The 19,146-nt window shown below is 74.4% G+C and carries 21 protein-coding genes; 12 read left to right on the top strand and 9 right to left on the bottom strand.

What is annotated here, in order from left to right:
- Positions 1–22 precede the first annotated feature (22 nt).
- The 3 genes from L3X23_RS32875 to L3X23_RS32865 are packed head-to-tail and all read right to left on the bottom strand — an operon-like array spanning position 23 to position 3,330.
- Complete coding sequence (locus L3X23_RS32875; protein WP_237197354.1) at positions 23–991, bottom strand: ornithine cyclodeaminase family protein; 969 nt, start codon at positions 989–991, stop codon at positions 23–25.
- Positions 988–1,887 (bottom strand): ABC transporter substrate-binding protein, encoded by a 900-nt coding sequence (locus tag L3X23_RS32870; RefSeq protein WP_237197352.1) that lies wholly within the window; start codon positions 1,885–1,887, stop codon positions 988–990. The genes L3X23_RS32875 and L3X23_RS32870 overlap by 4 nt, the downstream gene beginning before the upstream one ends.
- A 15-nt stretch (positions 1,888–1,902) precedes the next feature.
- Complete coding sequence (locus L3X23_RS32865) at positions 1,903–3,330, bottom strand: MFS transporter (protein ID WP_237197350.1); 1,428 nt, start codon at positions 3,328–3,330, stop codon at positions 1,903–1,905.
- Positions 3,331–3,552: 222 nt separating this feature from the next.
- On the opposite strand from L3X23_RS32865, the gene L3X23_RS32860 reads away from it, so the two are divergent.
- From L3X23_RS32860 to L3X23_RS32825, 8 genes are all read left to right on the top strand, one after another.
- Complete coding sequence (locus L3X23_RS32860) at positions 3,553–3,882, top strand: helix-turn-helix transcriptional regulator (RefSeq protein ID WP_237197347.1); 330 nt, start codon at positions 3,553–3,555, stop codon at positions 3,880–3,882.
- A gap of 88 nt (positions 3,883–3,970) precedes the next feature.
- Positions 3,971–5,395, top strand: coding sequence for a substrate-binding protein (locus L3X23_RS32855; protein ID WP_237197345.1), 1,425 nt, complete (start codon positions 3,971–3,973; stop codon positions 5,393–5,395).
- A gap of 84 nt (positions 5,396–5,479) precedes the next feature.
- Complete coding sequence (locus L3X23_RS32850) at positions 5,480–7,009, top strand: amidase (protein ID WP_237197343.1); 1,530 nt, start codon at positions 5,480–5,482, stop codon at positions 7,007–7,009.
- Positions 7,006–7,701 (top strand): nitrile hydratase subunit beta, encoded by a 696-nt coding sequence (gene nthB, locus L3X23_RS32845; protein ID WP_237197341.1) that lies wholly within the window; start codon positions 7,006–7,008, stop codon positions 7,699–7,701. The genes L3X23_RS32850 and nthB overlap by 4 nt, the downstream gene beginning before the upstream one ends.
- 2 nt (positions 7,702–7,703) lie before the next feature.
- Positions 7,704–8,312: a nitrile hydratase subunit alpha gene (gene nthA, locus L3X23_RS32840; RefSeq protein ID WP_093088532.1), complete on the top strand. Its 609-nt coding sequence runs from the start codon at positions 7,704–7,706 to the stop codon at positions 8,310–8,312.
- Positions 8,312–8,716, top strand: coding sequence for a nitrile hydratase accessory protein (locus tag L3X23_RS32835; RefSeq protein WP_237197340.1), 405 nt, complete (start codon positions 8,312–8,314; stop codon positions 8,714–8,716). The genes nthA and L3X23_RS32835 overlap by 1 nt, the downstream gene beginning before the upstream one ends.
- 222 nt (positions 8,717–8,938) lie before the next feature.
- A complete protein-coding gene (locus L3X23_RS32830) occupies positions 8,939–9,412 on the top strand; it encodes a MarR family winged helix-turn-helix transcriptional regulator (RefSeq protein ID WP_237197337.1) in 474 nt (157 codons plus the stop codon).
- Complete coding sequence (locus L3X23_RS32825; protein WP_237197336.1) at positions 9,409–10,767, top strand: chloride channel protein; 1,359 nt, start codon at positions 9,409–9,411, stop codon at positions 10,765–10,767. The genes L3X23_RS32830 and L3X23_RS32825 overlap by 4 nt, the downstream gene beginning before the upstream one ends.
- Positions 10,768–10,812: 45 nt before the next feature.
- Here the strand turns inward: L3X23_RS32825 and L3X23_RS32820 are convergent, their stop codons facing one another.
- Complete coding sequence (locus tag L3X23_RS32820) at positions 10,813–11,154, bottom strand: TraR/DksA C4-type zinc finger protein (protein WP_237197334.1); 342 nt, start codon at positions 11,152–11,154, stop codon at positions 10,813–10,815.
- Between the two features lie 147 nt (positions 11,155–11,301).
- On the opposite strand from L3X23_RS32820, the gene L3X23_RS36440 reads away from it, so the two are divergent.
- A complete protein-coding gene (locus L3X23_RS36440) occupies positions 11,302–12,219 on the top strand; it encodes a glycosyltransferase family 9 protein (RefSeq protein WP_237197332.1) in 918 nt (305 codons plus the stop codon).
- A 110-nt stretch (positions 12,220–12,329) separates the two neighbouring features.
- On the opposite strand, the gene L3X23_RS32810 is transcribed toward L3X23_RS36440, so the two are convergent.
- Both L3X23_RS32810 and L3X23_RS32805 read right to left on the bottom strand, forming a co-directional pair.
- Positions 12,330–13,235: a PfkB family carbohydrate kinase gene (locus tag L3X23_RS32810; protein WP_237197330.1), complete on the bottom strand. Its 906-nt coding sequence runs from the start codon at positions 13,233–13,235 to the stop codon at positions 12,330–12,332.
- Positions 13,236–13,326: 91 nt separating this feature from the next.
- Complete coding sequence (locus L3X23_RS32805; protein ID WP_237197328.1) at positions 13,327–13,875, bottom strand: HAD-IIIA family hydrolase; 549 nt, start codon at positions 13,873–13,875, stop codon at positions 13,327–13,329.
- Between the two features lie 173 nt (positions 13,876–14,048).
- Between L3X23_RS32805 and L3X23_RS32800 the strand changes: the two genes are divergently transcribed.
- Complete coding sequence (locus tag L3X23_RS32800; protein ID WP_237197325.1) at positions 14,049–15,167, top strand: glycosyltransferase family 9 protein; 1,119 nt, start codon at positions 14,049–14,051, stop codon at positions 15,165–15,167.
- 14 nt (positions 15,168–15,181) lie between these two features.
- Here the strand turns inward: L3X23_RS32800 and L3X23_RS32795 are convergent, their stop codons facing one another.
- Positions 15,182–16,012, bottom strand: a complete 831-nt coding sequence (locus L3X23_RS32795) for a sigma-70 family RNA polymerase sigma factor (protein ID WP_237197323.1) — start codon at positions 16,010–16,012, stop codon at positions 15,182–15,184.
- Between the two features lie 238 nt (positions 16,013–16,250).
- Here L3X23_RS32795 and L3X23_RS32790 point away from each other — a divergent pair, with 238 nt between their 5' ends.
- The gene (locus L3X23_RS32790; protein ID WP_237197322.1) at positions 16,251–16,610 is read left to right on the top strand and encodes an STAS domain-containing protein; all 360 of its coding nucleotides are present in this window, start codon (positions 16,251–16,253) and stop codon (positions 16,608–16,610) included.
- A 9-nt stretch (positions 16,611–16,619) separates the two neighbouring features.
- On the opposite strand, the gene L3X23_RS32785 is transcribed toward L3X23_RS32790, so the two are convergent.
- Complete coding sequence (locus tag L3X23_RS32785; protein WP_237197320.1) at positions 16,620–17,042, bottom strand: ATP-binding protein; 423 nt, start codon at positions 17,040–17,042, stop codon at positions 16,620–16,622.
- 161 nt (positions 17,043–17,203) lie between these two features.
- Between L3X23_RS32785 and L3X23_RS32780 the strand changes: the two genes are divergently transcribed.
- The gene (locus L3X23_RS32780) at positions 17,204–17,734 is read left to right on the top strand and encodes a hypothetical protein (RefSeq protein ID WP_237197319.1); all 531 of its coding nucleotides are present in this window, start codon (positions 17,204–17,206) and stop codon (positions 17,732–17,734) included.
- A gap of 67 nt (positions 17,735–17,801) precedes the next feature.
- Here L3X23_RS32780 and L3X23_RS32775 read toward each other — a convergent pair whose 3' ends face one another.
- Positions 17,802–19,040, bottom strand: coding sequence for a M23 family metallopeptidase (locus L3X23_RS32775; protein ID WP_237197317.1), 1,239 nt, complete (start codon positions 19,038–19,040; stop codon positions 17,802–17,804).
- Positions 19,041–19,146 lie beyond the last annotated feature (106 nt).

Below are 19,146 nucleotides of genomic sequence, written 5' to 3'. Positions count from 1 at the left end.
CCGACCACGGTAGCCGGAACGGTCAGGGTCCGAGATCGAGCGCGAGGGCGGCGTAGGCGAGATCCTGCAGGGCGACGCCGACGGAGTTGAACAGGGTGATCTCCTCCGGACCCGTGCGGCCGGGCCGCCTGCCTGCGAGGACGTCACCGAGCTCGGTGGCGTAGTGGTCGGGGGTCGTGCTGCCGTCGGCGATCGCGAGACGCACCTCCCCCGACTTGGCGAGCTGGATCTCCCGGCTGTCGACGACGACGGTGGCCCGGGCCATGCCCGCGGAGTCGATCTCGCGGTGGTCCGGCCGCGGCGGGGCGCCGACGGCGTTGACGTGCAGCCCGGGCCGGAACCAGGCCCCCTCGACGACCGGGGTGCGGGCGGGGGTGACGGTGCAGAGCACGTCGCAGGCCTCGACCGCGGCGCGCGGGTCGGCCGCCGCGCGGACCTCGATCGGCGACACCCCGTCGGCGGCCTCGCGCTTGCGCAGCGCGGTGCGGAACTCCGCGACCCGGTCCGCGGTGCGCGACCAGACCAGCACCGTGTGCAGGTCGCGGACCCGGCGCAGCGCCGTGACGTGCTCGACGGCGAGCGGGCCCGCCCCGATCATGCCGAGCACCCGGGCGTCCGGTCGGGCCAGCGCGTCGGTGGCCACGGCGGTGGCCGCCGCGGTGCGCTCGCGGGTGATCCGGCCGCCGGTGAGCACCGCGCGGCGGGCGCCGGTGCGGGCGTCGAGCAGCACGATCGTGGACTGCTGGGCGGGTCCGTCGCCGGGCCCGTTGGCCCGGGCGTCGGTGAGGATCTTGACCGCGGTGAGCCCGAGGCGGTGCGAGGTCGCGATCATGGGCAGCAGCACGGTGTCCGGGCCGGTCTCGGTGAGCGTCGGGACGGGTTGGACGGCGCGGCCGAGGGCCTCGTCGACGTGCACGGCCCGGACCGCGGCGATCAGGGCGTCGGTGTCGACCAGACCGTCGAGGTCGTCGTCGGTGACGATCACGGTCATCGGTACGCCTTCATGAAGCTGTCGTCCGCCAGCTCGGCGTAGCCGGGGGCGCGCACGACCATGTGGCTCTCGGCGAGCATCCGCATCCAGCGGTCACTGGCGGCCGGGTCGATCGCGACGGTGTCCCAGGTCCGCCCGGCCCGCATCTGCGCCACGGCCTCGCGCAGCACGGTGATGTCCTTGCCCGGCCAGCGGGCGGCGAGGACGCCGTCGACCGTCTCGGCCGGGGTGTCCGGCAGCCGGGCCATGGAGGTGGCCAGGCAGGAGACGAAGCGGGTGATCCGGTCGCGGAGCTCCTCGACGCGGTCGGTGCGGCAGTAGTAGACGCTGTTGGGCATCAGGCCGCCGCTGTCGAGGTGGCGGTACACCACGTGCCCGCGGCCCGCGCGCTCCAGCTCGATGGCGGTGACCAGGTCGAGGACGATCGCGTCCCCGAGCCCGGCGTGGAACAGCTCGACGAGCATGGGACCGGACAGGTCCCGCACGAACCGCACCTCGTCGAGGTCGACGCCGGCCTCGCGGATCAGCCCGGCGGTCACGGCGTAGGGGCCGCTGCCGCCGGCACCGGGGGCGAGCACGGTCTTCCCGCGCAGGTCGGCGAGGGTGAAGTCCGGGTCCGGCGCCCGGCCGACGACGACCTTGGGGCAGGTGTGGTTGACCTGCCCGACGACGGTGAGCCTGCGGGGGCCGCCCGCGTACATGCCGGGTACCCACAGCCCGCCGAGGGCCAGGTCGGCGGCGCCGGAGTCGAGGTCGTCGAGGACCCCCGTCCACGGGTCGCGGTCCCGCGCGGTCACCGCCAGGCCCGCCTCGGCGAAGATCCCGGTGACGTCGGCCAGGTACTCGGGCAGGTAGTTCAGTCCGTTGGCGGTGGCGGAGATGCGCAGCTGGTCCATGGCGGGGGTCCTCTCTCAGACGGTGGCCGGCGTGGGCACCGGGGCGTGCTCGTTGACCTGCTCGAGGGTGCGGCCCCTGGTCTCCGGGGCGAACCGGGAGGCGATCACGAGCAGGGCGTACATCACCGCGACCATGCTGAACACCCCGGCGAGTCCCCAGGTGCCGAACAGGGCGACGGCGAGGAAGGGCATGACCGCCCCGGCGATGTTGCCGATGCCGTTGACGATCGAGGTGCCGCTGGCCCGCACGGCCGTCGGGAACAGCTCCGGGGACCAGACCGCGAGCGTGGTGTTGGTGATCATCGTGAAGAACTGGAAGACCGCGCCCAGCACCAGGATCCACAGCGTGGTGTGGCCGAAGGCCGCGAACAGGACCGCGGTGGCGCAGCCCAGCAGCGCGGCGCCCCCGACGGCGGAGCGGCGCCCGACCCGCCCGGCGAGCAGCGCGGCGGCGACCGCGCCGAGCAGCGACCCGATGTTCATGATCATGGTGAAGAGCAGGCTCTCGGAGATCGAGTAGCCGCGGGCGACCAGCAGCGTCGGCATGAGGAAGTTCAGCGTGACCTGTGCGCCGAAGGCCATCCAGGACGCCGCGCCGAGGGTCAGCGTGCGCGGCAGCACCGCGCGGGCGAACACCGCGGCGGGCGAGGACTTGAGCTGGCGCTCCGGGATGTCGGCCTCGGTCAACGGGCCGGTCGGCGGCGTCTCCGGTGCCCGCAACGAGTCCGACGTCAGGGTGGTCAGCGACAGGTTGGCCTCGGCGACGCGACCCTTGGACAGCAGGTAGCGCGGGGTCTCGGGCAGCAGCCTGCGGTAGAAGACCACCAGCAGCGCCGGGGCCGCCAGGAACAGGAAGGTCCAGCGCCACACCGTGTCGTCTCCGCCCAGACCCGCCGCCAGCGGACCCAGGAGCAGGAAGAACAGGCCGTAGGACACGAAGTTGCCGACGCCCCCGGAACCGATGTTCAGGGCCGCCACCAGTGTGCCGCGGCGCTTGGTCGAGACCATCTCCGACAGCATCGCGATCCCGATGGTGAACTCGCCGCCGAGCCCGATGCCGACGATCAGCCTGCTCGCCAGCAGCACCTCGTAGTTCCAGGACACCGCGCTGATCAGCCCACCGAGGGTGTAGATCAGCAGGTTCACCGACAGCGCCGTGCGCCGGCCGTAGCGGTCCGCCAGCCAGCCGCCGAGCAGCCGCCCGATCAGACCGCCGACGACCGTGAAGGTGTTGATCAGGGTCAGCTCGGTGTCGGTGATCCCGAGCGAGAGCTTGAGGTTGGCGCCCATGGCGCCCACCGAGTTCTGCTCGAGGGTGTCGAAGAACATCCCGGCCAGGATGAGCATCAGGACCCAGAACTGGGCGCGGGTGAACCCGGCCCTGTCCAGAGTGGTGGCGATGGTGCCGGAGGGCTGCTCCTCCGGGAGGTGGTTGGCAGACATCTTCTGTGGGCTCCACGTCGGGTGGGTGGCCCTCCCACCGGCGGCGAGGAGGGGCAGAACCGGCCGTGCAACGAACAGTGATAGTGGTATACCGCTAACGTGTTCGGAGGATGTCCTCGCGTTTCACCGACGTAACAGAGCTCGTATATCACTGGACGACATGAGGACCCGCCGGCTGTTGTACGCTCATGTCAGCAACAGCTGACACTTGGAGGGCCGGACGTGGACTCGAACATGGCCTTCGACGCCCTGGCCGATCCGGTCCGCCGCGACATCCTCGGGATCCTCGCGGCCGAGGAGGAGTGCAGCGTCGGGGCGATCGCGGAGCGCATCACGAGCGTCGGTCGCACCGCGGTGTCCACCCATCTGAAGGTCCTGCGGGTCGCCGGCCTGGTCAGCGAGCGCCGGGACGGGCGCTTCCGCTACTACTCGATCGACCCCTCGGGTTCGGCGCGGGACGTGCTGACCCTGCTCCACCAGGTGTTCCGGTCGGGCCTGCGGTCCGTCGGCGACGCGGTACCCCACGCCGTCGAGCACGAACGCCCTGCCTGACACCCGGTAGACTGCGCGTCCTCCCCACGCGACCCGCCGCAGTCTCGACTCCTACCGTCCGGCACGACTGACACCCCACGGGGGCTCGATGTCCGTCCTCACGCTGACCGCGCAGGAGGAGGTGCCTGCGCCGCCGCACGTGGTCTTCGGCCTGTTCGGCGCGGGGGCGGGCGCGGGCTGGGTGTTCGACGCGCTGTGCGACCGGGTGGTCCCCGGCGCCGCCGTCACGTTGCGGGCTCCGCTCGACCCGGACGGCGCCCTGGTCGAGATCGTCGGCCGGATCGGCACCGTGCGGACCGGCCGGATGATCGAGATCGTGCACGACCAGCCGTGGCGCGGCCGGACCGTGCTGCGGTTCGCCGCGCACGGCACGGGCACCCGGGTCCGGCTGCAGTCCGAGCTGGACCAGCCGGGGTTCGAGTGGCTGATGCGCAGGCGCGGGCACGTCCTGCGCACCGCGGCCCACGAGAACACGACCATCGGGCTGCTCACCTCCAAGTCCGGGCCCGGCAACCTGTTCGCCGCGGCCTCGGACAACATGGCCACGCTCGCCCTCGAGGAGATCAACGCCGACGGCGGGCTGCGCGGCCGCCCGGTGGAGCTGGTGGTGGGCGACGACGCGACCGACCCGGCGACCGGGGCGCGGGAGGCGCGCAGACTCGCCGCCGCGGGCTGCCGCACCATCCTCGTCGCGACGACCTCGGCGACCTTCGTCGCCGTGTCCGCCGCGATGGCGGACTCGGGCGTCCTGCTCGTCCAGACCCTGATGAACGAGGGCGGCGTGTCGGGCGGCCTGCGGGTACAGCTGGGTGAGCGTCCCGCCGAGCAGCTCGCGGCGGCGGCCATGCCGATGATGCGGGCGGCGGGCGGGCGGCGCTGGTTCCTGGCGGGCAACGACTACTGCTGGCCGCGGGCCACCCACGCCGCGGCCCGGGACGTCCTGCCCCGGCTCGGCGGCACGCTGGTCGGGGAGCGTCTCGCGCCGCTGGGGACCACGGAGTTCGCCGCCGTCGTCGAGGCCGTGGAGCGGTCGGGCGCCGACATCGTGCTGTCGACGTTCGTCGGCGCGGACGCCGCGACCTTCCAGCGGCAGTGCCACGAGCGCGGTCTGCACCACCGCTGCCTCACCCTCGCCCCGGCCATGGACGAGTCCACGCTGGCCCGCATCGGCGCGGAGGCGACCGCGGGCCTGCACACCGTGTCCGGCTACGTCGAGTCCCTCGAGACCGAGCACAACTCCACGCTGCTGCAGCGCTACCGGGAGCGGTTCGGCCGATGGGCGCCGCCGCTGTCGACCCTGAGCGAGTCGGTGTACGAGGGCGTCCGGATGTGGTTCGCGGCCGCGCTGCGCGCCGGGAGCGACGACCCGCGCGCCGTGGCCGGCGCCATGCACGACGCCCGCTTCGAGATGCCGCGCGGCACCGTCACCCTCGACGCGAACGGCGTCGTCGGGCAGCGCATCCACGTCGCGGAGGCGGTCGGCACGGACCTTCGCGTAGTCACCTCCTTGTAACAAGTCAATATGTCGCAACCCGTTGACATGTGAAGCGGGGTGTTCGTAGATTCACCCGCACCTACGGACGACAGGAGCCCACCTGTGGCTGTTCCCCCACCCGAGCCGGAGCGGCTCGCCGAACTGGGCGCCGACCTGGGCCTCAGCAGCGCGGAGCTCGCGGAGTTCGCCCCCGCCGTCGCCGCCAGCTTCGCCGCGTCCGACGCCGTCGAGGCGCTCTACCGCCGCACCGCCCCCACCGCCCCCGTCCGGGAGTGGCAGCCCGGCGACCACCCCCTGAACGCCTGGGCCGTGACGGCCGAGGTCTCCGGGGTCACCGAGGGGCCGCTCGCCGGGCGCACGGTCGCGATCAAGGACAACGTCGCGGTCGCAGGCATCCCGATGGCCAACGGGTCCGCGACGGTCGAGGGCTTCGTCCCGACCCGGGACGCCACCGTGGTCGAGCGCCTACTCGACGCGGGCGCCGTGATCGCGGGCAAGGCGGTGTGCGAGGACCTCTGCTTCTCCGGTGCCAGCTTCACCTCCCAGCCCCTCCCGGTGCGCAACCCCTGGGACCCCACCCGGAACGCGGGCGGCTCGTCCTCGGGCAGCGCGGTGCTGGTCGCGACCGGCGAGGTCGACCTCGCCCTCGGCGGCGACCAGGGCGGCTCGGTGCGGATCCCGAGCTCGTTCTGCGGGACCGTCGGGCACAAGCCGACCTTCGGCCTGGTGCCCTACACCGGCGCGTTCCCGATCGAGCAGACCATCGACCACCTCGGGCCGATCACCCGCACCGTCGCCGACGCCGCACTCATGCTCGACGTGCTCGCCGGTCGGGACGGGAAGGACCCGCGCCAGCCCACCGTGATCGACCCGGTCGACTACTCGGCCGCCCTCGCGGAACCCGCCGCGGGGCTGCGCGTCGGGGTCGTCACCGAGGGGTTCGGACACGCCAACTCCGACCCCGCGGTGGACGCCGCCGTGCGCGCCGCCGTCGACGTCCTCGCCGCGGCGGGGCTGTCGGTCGGCGAGGTCTCGATCCCCTGGCACCTCGACGCCATGCACGTCTGGAACGTGATCGCGACCGAGGGCGCCGCCTACCAGATGGTGGACGGCAACGCCTACGGGATGAACTGGTCCGGGCTCTACGATCCCGAGCTGATCGCCCACTACCGGCGCGGGCGTGCCGAGCGCGGCGCCGAGCTGTCCAAGACGGTCAAGCTCGTCGCGATGTCCGGCAGGCACACCTTCGCCGTCGGCGGCGGCACCTACTACGCCATGGCCCAGAACCTGGTGCCGGAGGTGCGCGCGGCCTACGACGCGGCGCTCGCGGACTACGACGTGCTCGTCATGCCGACCCTGCCCTACACGGCGCGGGAGATCCCGCCCGCGGACGCCGACCTGGGCACCTACCTCGACACGGCCCTGTCGATGATCGCCAACACCGCCCCGTTCGACGTCACCGGGCACCCCGCCTGCAGTGTGCCGACCGAGCTGGTGGACGGGCTGCCGGCCGGCCTGATGATCATCGGCAAGCACTTCGCCGACGCGACGGTGCTGCGTGTCGCCCACACCTACGAGCTCGCCCGCGGTGGCTTCCCCGCCCCGCGACAGACGACGGGAGTATCCGGATGAACGGTGTCTTCGACCTCGGTGGCACGGACGGGATGGGCAAGGTCCAGACCGTCGAGAACGAGCCGGTGTTCCGCGCGGAGTGGGAGAAGGCCGCCTTCGCGATGTTCTCGAACTGCTTCCGCGCCGGCTTCTTCGGCGTGGACGCGTTCCGGCACAGCATCGAGAAGATGGACGCGGCGGAGTACCTGCTCTCCAACTACTACGAGCACTGGGTGCACGTCGTGGAGGACCGCGGCGCGCAGAAGGGCGTGATCGACCTCGCCGAGCTGGAGGAGCGGACCAAGTTCTACCTCGAGAACCCGGACGCACCGCTGCCGGAGCGCGAGGACCCCGAGCTGCTCGCCTTCGTCGACGCCGTCGTGAAGAGCGGGGCGCCGGCGAACCGGCCGACCGACAAGATCGCCCAGTTCAAGGTCGGTGACCGGGTGCGGGTCAGCGACGACAGCCCCTACGGGCACACCCGCCGCGCGCGCTACGTGCGCGGCCGCACCGGCGAGATCACCGGCGCCCACGGCGCGGCGATCTACCCCGACAGCGCGGGCAACGACGGCCCCGAGGCGCCCGAGCACCTCTACACCGTGCGGTTCACCGCCCAGGAGCTGTGGGGGCCGGACGCCGCCGAGCCCAACAACACCGTGTACTTCGACGTGTGGGAGCCCTACCTCACCCTCGCGTCCGACGACAGGAGCTGACGATGAACGCGCCCACCGACACCCGCCTCCGCACCCAGGAGGAGATCACCGCCCGGGTCAAGGCCCTGGAGGCGATGCTGATCGAGAAGGGGATCATGACCACCGAGGCGATCGACCGCCTCGCCGAGATCTACGAGAACGAGGTCGGGCCGCAGCTCGGCGCCCAGGTCGTCGCCCGCGCGTGGACCGACCCCGAGTTCAAGGAGCGGCTGCTCGCCGACGCCTCCGCCGCCTGTGCCGAGATGGGCATCGGCGGACTGCAGGGCGAGGAGATGGTCGTCGTCGAGAACACCGACACCGTCCACAACGCCATCGTCTGCACGCTGTGTTCGTGCTACCCGTGGCCGGTGCTCGGCCTGCCCCCGAACTGGTACAAGGCCCCGGCCTACCGGGCGCGCATCGTCCGCGAGCCGCGCAAGGTCCTGGCCGAGGACTTCGGCTTCCCGATCCCGGACGACGTCGAGGTCCGGGTCTGGGACTCCAGCTCCGAGCTGCGCTACTGGGTGCTCCCGCAGCGCCCGGCGGGCACCGAGGACCTGGGCGCCTTCGAGCTCGCCGCGCTCGTCACGCGGGACTCGATGATCGGCGTCGGTCCGGTCGGGACGCCGTGATGCGCACCGACACGACCGAGCTCGGCGACGCCCGACGCCGGGTCGAGGCCCTGGTCTGCGACCTGCCCGGCGGCGGGGTGGACGAGCGCATGTTCAGCGAGCCGTGGGAGCTGCGGGCCTTCGCCATGGCCGTCGCGGCCTACCACAACGGCAAGTACGAGTGGAGCGAGTTCCAGCTCTCCCTGATCCAGGCGATCAAGCAGTGGGAGGGCGGCGGCGCAGGCGAGCCGTGGAGCTACTACGAGCACTGGCTGACCGCGCTGGAGTCCGTGCTCGCGGACAACGGCGTGCTCTCCGACGCGGACGTCGACGCGCGCACCCGCGAGGTCCTGGCCGTCCCGAAGAACGCCAACCACCACGAGGCACACCGGGAGCCGGTGGCCGTGTCGCCCGCACGCGGCTGACCCCGCACGCCGCGCGGCCTCCCCGCCCCCCGGGAGGCCGCGCGGCCCTCTCCCCTTCCGCCGCGTCCGTCCGGGAACGCGAGGGCACCACGGAGGACGTCGCCGACTCCGCCTGACCCGTGAGGGCCGACGCGGCCGATGTCCCGGCCCGGCGGGATCGAGTGACCGCCCCGGACAGCGGAGTTGCACACGGCAATCATGGCACTGTGCAATGATGTCGCCGTGCAACGAGTCGACGAACCCTCCACGGACGAGCTGGTCGACGCGGTGATGACGGCGAGCCGCGCGCTGCTCGCCGTCGTCGCCCGGTCCCTCGCCGCGGTCGACGAGGACGTGACGCTCCCGCAGTACCGTGCGCTGATCGTGCTCGCCCAGCGCGGCGCCCGGCGCCCGGTCGACCTGGCGGGCATCCTCGCCGTCACGCCGTCGACCGCGACCCGGATGTGCGACCGCCTGGAGGCGCGCGGCCTCATCGGCCGCGACCGGGTCCCGGACGACCGCCGCGAGGTGCGGGTCAGCCTCACCACGCGCGGCCTCGCGCTGGTCGACGAGGTGACCCGGCGGCGCCGCGCCGAGCTGGGGACCCTGCTCGCCGGCATGCCCCCGGGCGACCGGGACGCGGTCGTCCGCGCGCTGCGCACCTTCGCCGAGTCCGCGGGCGAGGTTCCCGAGCAGGAGTGGGCGGTGCTGCCGTGACGACGCTGCGCCGCGTGCACGGGTGGCTGGTCGCCAGCCAGTACGGCCTCGTCGGGCTCGCCCTGATCATCGGTGCGGGCGCCGGACTGGGTGCCGTCGTGTTCCGCTACCTGATCCTCGCGATCACGAACCTGGTCACGGGGCGAAACGACTACGGCGCGGCGGGCCGCGTCGCCAGCCTGCACCTGCCCGCGCTGGGACCGTGGTTCCTGCTGCTCGCCCCGGTCGTCGGCGGCCTGCTCTACGGACCGCTGGTGTACCGGTTCGCCCCCGAGGCCCGCGGCCACGGCGTGCCCGAGGTGATGCTGGCCGTCGCCCAGAACGGTGGTCGGATCCCCGCGCGGGTCGCGGCGGTCAAGTCGCTGGCCTCGGCGCTGTGCATCGGGACCGGCGGGTCCGTGGGACGTGAAGGACCGATCGTCCAGATCGGCTCCGCGCTCGGCTCCTCGATCGGGCAGTGGCTGCGCGTCCCCGAGCACCGGTTGCGGTTGATGGTCGCGTGCGGGGCCGCGGGCGGGATCTCCGCGACGTTCGACGCACCGGTGGCCGGGGTGTTCTTCGCGCTGGAGATCATCCTGCGCGCCTTCACCGCCGAGGCCTTCGGTGTCGTCGTGATCTCGTCGGTCACCGCGAACGTGATCGCGCACGCCCTCGTCGGGCACGACCATGTCCTGCAGCTGCCCGCGTACTCGCTCGGTTCGGCCGCCGAGCTGCCCCTGTACGGCGTCCTCGGTCTCGCCGCCGGCGTCGTCGGCTGGGGTTTCGCCCGGTTCCTCTACCTCGTCGAGGACGTCTGCGACCGGGTCTGGCGCGGCCCCGAGTGGCTGCGGCCCGCCGTCGGCGGCGTGTTGCTCGGCGCGGTCCTCTTCGCGCTGCCCCAGATGTACGGCGTGGGCTACCCGGTCCTCGAATCGGCCGTCTCGGGGTCGTACGCGCTCGGTCTGCTGGTGCTCCTGCTGGTCGGGAAGATGGTCGCCACCAGCCTCACGATCGGCATCGGCGGCTCCGGCGGTGTCTTCGCGCCCTCGCTGTTCGTCGGCGGCATGCTCGGCACCGCGTTCGGGGTCGTCGCCCAGGCCGTGTTCCCCGGACTCGCCCTCTCCCCCGGCGCCTTCGGGCTGGTCGGGATGGCCGCGGTGTTCGCCGCCGCGAGCCACGCCCCGATCGCGGCCGCGCTGATCGTGTTCGAGCTGACCGGCCAGTACGCCGTCATCCTGCCGCTGCTCGTGGCCGTCGCGCTCGCGACCGGGCTGAGCCACCTGATCTCCCGGGACACCATCTACACGCTCAAGCTGCTGCGCCGCGGCATCGACATCGACGGTGCGGCGGAGCCCGAGCGGCTGCGGCGCGGGTAGCCGCCGGCCCGACGCCGCACTCGCCCCGGTCCACGACGCCGGGGGTCAGGCGGCGTGCTCTCGGCAGGTCTGTGCTTCTGGGCGGGCCCTGAGGCGCTCGTCGTCGATCTCGCGGCCGCACACCACGCAGCGGCCGTACTCGCCGCGGTCCACGCGGTCGAGGGCCTCGCCCACCTCCCGTCGCTGCCTGCGGATCGTGTCGACCGAGAGCTCGCCCTCCGTCGTGTGCGCCAGGTCGGCGCCCGCGTCCCCGAAGTCCTCCCCCGCGGCGCCCTGCTCGGCCAGGGCGTCCCGGCGCGCGGCCTCGTCGGCCGACTCGGTGCGCAGCTCGCCGTCGAGCCGGTCCCGCTCGGCGGTCAGCAGGTCCCGGGCTGTCGTGTCGTCCATTCCCGACCGCTACCCGCGCCGCGGGGCGTCCACACCGCGGGGTTTCGGCGCCGGTCCGCGGGGAAGTGGGGGCGGTGATCGCGATGGTGCAGGGCGGAGCCGACCCGCGGCCCGACGCCGTGCCGCACACCGCCGAGGTGGGTGCGGGTGCCTGAGCAGATCCTGGTCGTCGAGCTGTCGGGCGGGCTGGGCGACCTGGTCATGGCGCTGCCGGTCGTGCACGGCCTCGCCGCCCGGTTCCCCCGCGCCGCGCTGCGGGTGCTCACCCACGACCCCGGTGCGGCCCTCCTGGACTCCGACCCGACCGTGACGGAGGTACTCCGGGCCGCCCGCGGCGCCGAGCCCGAGACGGTCTCGGCGGCGCTCGACGACACCGACCTCGTGGTCAGCACGACCCGGCTGCACGGCATCCCGGAGCTGGTCGCCGAGCGCGGCACGCCGGGCGTCACGGACCTGTGGCGGGATCCGCCGCCGGACGAACCGGTCTCCCGCCGCTACGTCCGGATCCTGGCCGCGGAGGGCCTGCTCGCGCGCTGGTACCGCCCGCCGCGCCTGCACCTGACCGCCGCCGAGATCGCGGCGGCCGATGCCGCCCTGCCCGCCGGCGTGCCGACCGTGCTCGTCCCCGGGGCGGGGATGTCGGTGAAGGTGTGGCCGCACTGGGCGGCGCTGTGCGGGCTGCTCGACCCGCCGGTGGTGGCGGTCGGACCCGGGACCCCGGCGCCGGAGCTGCCGCCGACCGACCTGCGCGGGCTCGCCGCCCGGTTCGCCGCGGTGGGCCGCCGCGGTGGCACCGTGATCGGCGGCGACACCGGCCCGACGCGGGTCGCCGCGGCCGTGGGCGCGCGGACCATCGGGCTGTTCGGGCCCACACTGGCCGAGCGCTACGGGCTGGACACCCCGGCGGTGAGCCTGCAGGGCCTGCCCGGCTGTCCGCACCGGCTCCCGAACGCGATCACCGAGCAGGTCTGTTGGGGGAAGGCGCGCTGCCCGGTGGCACCGCTCCCGGCGTGCCTGGTCGACCTGTCGCCCGCGGCCGTCGCGGCAGCAGCCCGTCGGCCGTGACCGAGCGGCCCGGGATCGCCGTGACCGTCCCCCGCCCGAGCGCCCTCCTGCGCGTGTGTCGGACGGGCGCGGTGTCCGGGTTCCTCCTCGAGGTCTCGGTCCCGGCCCGATCAGGCCTGCGTCCACCGGCCCTCGCTCCGGCGGACCGCGGCGGCCCCGCCCGCGGCGACGAACCGTCCGGTCTCCTCGACGGCCGCCGTCACCCCCGCGAGCAGGTCGATCCCGTCGGCGAGGGTGGCGGCGAGCCGCCCGGCGAAGGCGTCCCCCGCGCCGCGGGGGTCACCCTGCTCGGCCGCGACGGCGGGCACGACGATGCAGTGCGCATCCACGACCAGCACCGCGCCCCGCTCCCCCCGGGTCACGACGACGGCGCGGCAGCCCTGCTCGTCCTGCAGGCCCACCGCGCCGCCGACCGCGTCCCCGTCCTCGTCGACCAGCCCGAGCGCCGCGGTCGCCTCGGCGGCGTTTGGGATGAGGACGGTTCCGGGAACGGGCTCATGGCCCCGCGGGTGCGGGTCCCACACCACGGGCGTCCCGCGGTCGACGGCAGCGGTGAGGAGCTCCCGGACGACCGGGTCGGCGGTGACCCCCCGGCCGTCGTCGGACACGAGCACCGCCCCCGCAGCGTCGAGCGCGCTCCGCAGGCCGTTCCGCACGGTCGCGCCGAACCCGGGGGCCGGGGTGCCCCCGCCGGTGTCGGTGCACAGCAGCGGGCCCTGCGGGCCGTGCCACCGACGCGTGGTCGGGGTGTCGCCCAGGGCCCGGCCCGCGACGACGCGGACGGACGGCTCGAGCAGGCTCCGCATCCCATCCCCGTCGTCGGCCAGGGCGGTGACCAGGGTGGTCGGCACCCCGGAGCCCGCGAGCACGGCCGCCGCGAGTCCGGCTCCGCCGGGCCGGGAGCGCTCCTCGACGACGTCGAGGACGGGCACCGGGGTGTCCGGGCAGAGCCGGTCGACGGTGCCGTGCACGTCGACGTCGAGCCGCACGTCCCCGACCACCACGACCGGTCTCACGAGCCCGCCCCACGGGCGACGGTCGCGGGGACGTCCCCGAGCACCGCGGGACCCGCGAGCAGGACGTCGCCCGCGCGGTCGCGCACACGCCTCACGCCGCGTCCACGCACGGTCCGTGCAGCAGGTAGTCCACCGCCCGCACCAGGTCCGAGGCCACGACCGGGGCCCGCCCGACCTCGTCCACCCGGGTGGCGGCGGTGGGCACGAGGACCGCGACCGCGCCGGCGGCGTGCGCCGCGTCGACGTCCGCGCCGATGTCCCCGACCACCGCCACGCGGTGCGGCGGGAGGCCCAGGGCCGCGGCGGCCGCGAGCACCAGCCCGGGCGCGGGCTTGCGGCACCTGCAGCCCGCGGCGGGGGTGTGCGGGCAGACCTGCCAGGTGTCGAACGGCCCCAGCAGGCGGTCGACCTCGCGGTTCACGGCCTCGACGTCCGACCGCCGGAGGAGACCGCGGCCCACGCCGGACTGGGTGGACACCACCCCGACGGGGAGCCCGCGGGCGCGGACCGCGCCGAGCGCCCGCGCCGCGGTGCGCATCGGTCGCACGGCGGACGGGTCGTCGCAGTAGGGCACGTCGACGACGAGCGTGCCGTCCCGATCGAACAGGATCGCCGCGGGTGGGTTCCAGACCGTGGTCATGGGCGGTCGTCTTGCCTCAGTCTCCGGGCACAAACTCCTCCGGGCGAACTACTACCCTCCGTGACCACCGTGGCGTCGCGTGCATGAAATCGCGACGAGCGGGAAGGCGCGGGCCCATGAGCACGAGGGAACCAGTCGGGGCGCCTTCCCGGTCACCCCGCGGCGCCCGGGGGGTGAGCCGCCGTCCGACCTACCGGTCCCCTGCCACGGCGCCGCTCGAGCACCCCGCCGCCGTCGCGGGCGCGCCGATCCGGTGGGGGCAGGTGCGCAGGCTGCTGGTGGTGCGTCCGGACAACCTCGGAGACGTCCTGCTGCTCGGCCCGGCGCTCGCGGCGCTGCGCGCCGCCGTGCCCGACGCCCGGATCGACCTGCTGGCCTCCCCGGCGGGCGCCGCCGCGGCGCACCTGCTGCCCGAGGTCGACGGCGTGGTCGTGGCCGACGTGTCCTGGCAGCGGATCGCCACCGCTCCCGGACCGCCCGACCCGGGCCTCGTGGGGCGCATCGCGGCCCGCCGCTACGACCTGGCCCTCGTGTCCACCTCCTTCTCCCAGTCCCCCTGGGCCGCGGGCTACGTCTGCCAGCTCGCCGGCATCCCCGTGCGGGCAGGCGCCTCGAAGGAGTTCGGCGGCTCCGCCCTGACGCACTGGGTCCCGGCCCCCGACGACGCCGTGCACCAGGTCGACCGCACGCTGCTGCTGCTCGAGCGGCTCGGGGTGCCCCGGGGCGGCACCCGGTTGCACGCCCGGGTCGACGAGGCCGCCCGCGGTGCCGGGCGGCGGGCGCTGACCGGCGCCCGCCTCGCGACGCAGTGGCCCTACGCCGTGATCCTCCCGGGAGCGTCCTGCGCGTCACGGCGCTACCCGGCCGCCCGCTTCCGGGAGGTCGCCCGCAAGCTGGTGGCGGGCGGGTTGGGGGTCGCGGTGTGCGGCCCCGCGGCCGAGCGCGACCTCGTCGGTGAGATCGCGGCGGACCTGCGCGGCTGCGTGGCGCTGGCGGGCGGGCTGGCCGTGCCCGGCCTCGCCGGACTCCTCGCCGGGGCCGCCGTGGCGGTGACCAACAACAGCGGCGGCATGCACCTGGCGGACGCGGTGGGCACCCCCGTCGTCGCGCTCTTCGCCGGGACCGAGGACCTCGACCAGTACCGGCCCCGGTCCGTGCCTGCCCGGGTGCTGCGCGTCCCCACCGTCTGCACCCCCTGCCGCCAGTTCGCCTGCCCCTACGGCCACGAGTGTCTCGACGTGCCGGCCGCCCGGGTGGCACGGTCGGCCCTGAGCCTCGCCCGAGGCGGTTGAGCGCGTCGCCCCGGTCAGCGGCTCGGCCTCCGGCCCTCCTCGCCGGGCGGCTCGGCCAGCAGCCCGCGCCGCAGCCGCGCCAGGGTCTGGGTCAGCAGCCGGGAGACGTGCATCTGGGAGATCCCGATCTCCTGGGCGATCTGGGTCTGGGTGCGGTCGCCGTAGTAGCGCAGCATCAGGATGCGGTACTCCCGGGCGGGCAACCGTTCCAGGAGGGGCCGCAGCGACCGGAGGTCCTCGACCAGCTCGTAGCCGCCGTCGACCTGGGGGACGCGGTCGGAGACGGACGGCTGTCCGTCCTCGGGGGCGGCGTCGAGCGCCATGGGATGGTGGTCGTCCTCGGCGCGCAACGCCTCGACGATCTCCTCCCGGGGGACGCCCAGCCGTTCGGCGAGCTCGGAGGGGCGCGGCGCGCGGCCGAGCTCCTGCGACATCGGACCGGTCACCTTCCGGATCGCCACGTGGAGGTCCTTGACCCGGCGCGGGACCCGCATGGTCCACGACTGGTCCCGGAAGAACCGGAGGATCTCGCCGCGGACGCACGGGACGAGATAGCCGAGGAAGTCGCCGTGGGCCCGGTCGGGGTCCCATCGGTCCACGGCGCCGACGAGGGCCGTCCGGCCGATCTGCAGGAGATCGTCTCGCGCCCACGGCGTCGACGCCGCCTGCCGCGCGGCGATCCGCTCGGCGACCGGGAGGAACCGCAGGATCAGGGTGGTGCGGAGGGCGTCCCGTTCGGGGTCGTCCTCCGGCAGCGCGGCCATTCTCCGCAGCATCGGGAGGCCGTCGTCCAGGTCGTTCTCGTCGTAGCCGGGTGCACGGGACGGTGCGGACGCGATCGTCATCAACCCTCTCCACAGACCGAGGTGTGGAAGGAGGCGCTGGTTTGACCTCGTCGGCGACTGCCGATCGGACGCACGCTACCGGGTTCCGGGGTGTCCTGCAGCAGAAATTCCCGATGTGTATCCCGGCCCGGTCGGGTTAGTGGGCGGCCTGCAGGGCTGTGCCGGCGGCGGACGGCCTGTCACACTCTTCCGCGACGCGTGTTCGACCACCAGCGCCCGTCTCCGGAACGGAGGCGTCATGCTGCTGCACGAACCGACCGTCCAGTGCACGCCGACCCGGGACGGTCGGTGCGCGATCCTCTCCGTCCGCGGGGAGGTCGACCTGGCCACCCTCCCGGGCTTCCGCCGCGCCGTCGGGCCGCTGCTGGACGCGGCCCCGGTCCTCGTCGTGGGCCTGGACGAGGTCGGCCACCTCTCCGCCGCCGGAGTCCGGTTCCTCGAGGAGATGCGCGCGGTCAAGGAGGACCGGGGCGGTGGGCTGCTGCTCCAGTGCGGCGAGCACCGGCCCGCCCGGCTGGTCCTGCAGGCGCTCGGCATCCCCGTGATCACGGAGCTGCCCAGCCACCTGCGCGCGGGCGCGCTGGTGACCCCGCCGTGAGCCCCGTCCTCAGCCCGATCCCTCGCGCTGGGAGAGCAGGTGCACGGAGGTCCCGCCGGGCAGGCGGTCGACGCGCACCTCCGCCATCAGGGCCGACATCAAAGCGATCCCGTTGCCGCGCCCGGGCACCGAGCCCACCGGTCGCCAGCTCCCCCGGTCCGACACCGCGACGCGCACCCGGCGGCCCGCCTGCCCGTTCTCGACCACCAGCTCGACGCTCACCGTGCCCGGTTCCTCGGTGCGGTAGGCGTGCTCCATCGCGTTGCCTGCGGCCTCGCTCACCGCGGACACGACGGGGCGGATGTCCGCAGGGCGCCAGCGGAGGTTCGTCAGCCAGGCCTCGATCCCCCCGCGGACGACCGCCAGCAGGGCAGGCGACGCGTCGACGACGAGGGTGAGCCAGGGCTCCGTGGTGTTCGGCTCTGCCGTCATGGTGGCCTCCACCCTCAGCCACGGCGCACGGTACCGCCACCGGGGCGCGGCCGGTGCGTCGGCGCGGGTTCGACCCGGGCGGCGCGGGTAGCCGACGACATGCGTTCTCCCCTGCCCGGCCCCCTCGCCGACCTCGCCCGGTCCTGCGACCCGGCGGCCTCGTGAACACCTCCGACCCCACCGCCGGGTTCGACCGGCTGCCGCACCCGGCGCGGGAGCGACTCGCCCGGCTGGCGCGGGCGGCGGCGCTCGGCGCGGCGACCGGGGGACGCAGCAGCGCCGGTCCGGCCGCCGTGGCCCTGACCTCGACCGTCGCCGACCGCGGGCCCGCGGGCCGGCTCGGCACGCCCGTGGGCCGGGTCGTCGCCTGCCTGTTCGCGGTCGGCGAGGCGGTGGGCGACAAGCTCCCCGTGACCCCGCCGCGCACCCGGGCGCCGGGTCTCGCTCCGCGGCTGCTGCTCGCCCCCGTCGCCGCCGTGACCGCGGGCCTGCGGACCACCCGGGATCCCGACGTCTGGACCGTGGCCGAGGCGGCCGCCGCGGTGGCGGCGGCGCTCGCCACGGCCTTCGGCGGCGTTCGCCTGCGCGCGGCGCTGGCCGCGCGGCTCGGCAGCGACCTCCCCGGCGCGCTCCTGGAGGACGCGGTCGTCTCCGGGTTGGCCTGGTCGGGCGCGCACCGCTCGACCCCGTAGGCGGTGTGGAGCCACCACTGTCGTTTCGAAGCCCTCACACGACAGTGGTGGCTCCACACTGCGCTGGTCAGGAGCCGAAGTCGACGACCTGCAGGTTCAGCGGGAGCTGGTCGCGGTGCGGCCCGGCCCACGTCGTGGCGTCGATCGGGACGACGGGTGCCTGCGGCGCGAACGGGGCCACGATCGCGGCCTCGTCGCCGACCACACCGGTTCCGGTGAAGCTCGTGAAGACGAACGGCAGTCCGTTCGACTGCAGGGGCGACGGCCCGTCCATGATGTGGAAGTGCAGGTGCGGGGCGTCGGTGTTGCCGCTGTTGCCGAGGATCCCGAGGACGTCCCCCGTCTTGACCCGGTCCCCGACCTTCACCCGGACCGTGCCGGGCTGCATGTGGGCGTAGAACGCGAAGCGGCCGTTCCCGATGTCCACCACGACGTAGTTGCCGTCCGCGTTCTGCAGGTTCGCGCCCGCAGGCAGGGTGCCGGGCGGCTGGTTGGGCTCACCGTCGAGCACCCGGACCACCGTCCCGTCGGCCGCGGAGAGGATCTCGTCGCCGAAGAACGGGAAGGACGCGTTGTCGGCGGGGTCGCCGGTGTAGAGCTGCCCGGCCGCGTCGAGCTGCACGAAGTCGATCGCGAACCGCTGCGCGACGCGGATGGTGCCGTCCACCGGGAGCGTCGCGCCGCGGTGGGCGGTCACGGCGTCGCAGCAGCCGTTGCCCGCGACCCAGCCCTTCCCCTTCAGCGGCGGCGCGACGACGACCGCCTGCTGGTCGGACACGGCGACGGGGACGCCGGTGAACGTGAGGTTCTTCGTCGCGCCGTCGGGCATCGCCACGGCGAAGGTGTGTCGGACGACCTGCGGCGGGGTCGCGTCCGCCGGGAGGGTCACGTCGAGGAAGAGATCGGCGGCCTCCCCCGGGCCGAACGCGTCACCACTCGCACCCCCGGCGAGCCGGAGCCGCAGGTCGGCCTGCGGGATCGTGGTGAGCGCGGTGTCGCCGTCGCCCAGGACGGCCACGCTGTCGAGGAGCACGCGACCGCCGCTCATGTTGACGATCTGGAGCTCGTACGCCAGGTGGAGGCGGTCGTCCGCGCCCAGGACCGGGTAGATCTCGGGAGACAGGGGTCGGGCGGCGATCGGGGTGAGCACGGCCGTCGCGTCGGGGCCCACCGGGAGCGCGGCCGAGGCGTTCGAGGCGGCCGCCGTGGTCGTCGGCTCCGGCGGCGGGGACGAGGCGCACCCGGCCAGGGTGAGGACGGCCGCCAGGAGGGCGGCGCAGCCGACGCGGGCCGTGACGGTCGTCATGCAGGATCCTCCACAGGTCGGTGCCCCCGACGGCCGCCGCCGGGCAGCGGCGGCGGAGCGAATTCTCTGCGGCGATCGCCTCCGCCCGGAATGGACCTGGGTCCAG

The sequence above is a fragment of the Pseudonocardia sp. WMMC193 genome (genome assembly GCF_021728735.1).
In the GTDB taxonomy this organism is placed as follows: Bacteria; Actinomycetota; Actinomycetes; order Mycobacteriales; family Pseudonocardiaceae; genus Pseudonocardia; species Pseudonocardia oroxyli.
This window is presented reverse-complemented; position numbering and strand designations above follow the sequence as displayed.

Coding starts and splice junctions, on each gene's coding strand:
- L3X23_RS32790 (WP_237197322.1), top strand. CDS start 16,251: ATGCTGCTGCACGAACCGACCGTCCAGTGCACGCCGACCCGGGACGGT.
- L3X23_RS32865 (WP_237197350.1), bottom strand. CDS start 3,330: ATGTCTGCCAACCACCTCCCGGAGGAGCAGCCCTCCGGCACCATCGCC.
- nthA (WP_093088532.1), top strand. CDS start 7,704: ATGAACGCGCCCACCGACACCCGCCTCCGCACCCAGGAGGAGATCACC.
- L3X23_RS32835 (WP_237197340.1), top strand. CDS start 8,312: ATGCGCACCGACACGACCGAGCTCGGCGACGCCCGACGCCGGGTCGAG.
- L3X23_RS32805 (WP_237197328.1), bottom strand. CDS start 13,875: ATGACCACGGTCTGGAACCCACCCGCGGCGATCCTGTTCGATCGGGAC.
- L3X23_RS32795 (WP_237197323.1), bottom strand. CDS start 16,012: ATGACGATCGCGTCCGCACCGTCCCGTGCACCCGGCTACGACGAGAAC.
- L3X23_RS32870 (WP_237197352.1), bottom strand. CDS start 1,887: ATGGACCAGCTGCGCATCTCCGCCACCGCCAACGGACTGAACTACCTG.
- nthB (WP_237197341.1), top strand. CDS start 7,006: ATGAACGGTGTCTTCGACCTCGGTGGCACGGACGGGATGGGCAAGGTC.
- L3X23_RS32775 (WP_237197317.1), bottom strand. CDS start 19,040: ATGACGACCGTCACGGCCCGCGTCGGCTGCGCCGCCCTCCTGGCGGCC.
- L3X23_RS32875 (WP_237197354.1), bottom strand. CDS start 991: ATGACCGTGATCGTCACCGACGACGACCTCGACGGTCTGGTCGACACC.
- L3X23_RS32785 (WP_237197320.1), bottom strand. CDS start 17,042: ATGACGGCAGAGCCGAACACCACGGAGCCCTGGCTCACCCTCGTCGTC.
- L3X23_RS32855 (WP_237197345.1), top strand. CDS start 3,971: ATGTCCGTCCTCACGCTGACCGCGCAGGAGGAGGTGCCTGCGCCGCCG.
- L3X23_RS32820 (WP_237197334.1), bottom strand. CDS start 11,154: ATGGACGACACGACAGCCCGGGACCTGCTGACCGCCGAGCGGGACCGG.